Source organism: Microcystis aeruginosa NIES-4325 (assembly GCF_008974145.1).
GTDB classification, from domain to species: Bacteria; Cyanobacteriota; Cyanobacteriia; order Cyanobacteriales; family Microcystaceae; genus Microcystis; species Microcystis aeruginosa_G.
In genome coordinates this window covers 1-270 of sequence record NZ_BJKP01000144.1, presented here as the reverse complement: position 1 = coordinate 270, position 270 = coordinate 1, and the positions used below count along the sequence as shown (strand labels likewise).

General features: G+C 48.1%; 1 pseudogene. It reads left to right on the top strand.

Going from position 1 to position 270, the window contains the following annotated elements:
- Positions 1–270 (top strand): annotated as a pseudogene (locus MiAbW_RS20630) (NF041680 family putative transposase); the annotation flags it as partial.

The following is a 270-nucleotide window of genomic DNA, read 5'->3' as shown; positions in this document are numbered from 1 at the left end:
TATAATCTTAGCAGGCGACCATACAGCCTATCCAAGATTGTATGCTGATACCCTGAAAGACCGAACCTTTGAGCATGGGGCAAAAGTAATTAGCGGCAAGCCAATCACAGGGTGGGCATGGGTACAGTACCATTGCCTGGATTCCAGAGCTTGAGGGAAGTTGGGCATTACCCTTGCGTCATGAAAGAATTACGAGTCATCATAGCCCGATGACAAAAGCGGCCTTTCAATTCAGGCAAGTTTGTCACCATCTGCCCAGACCACCTCTTA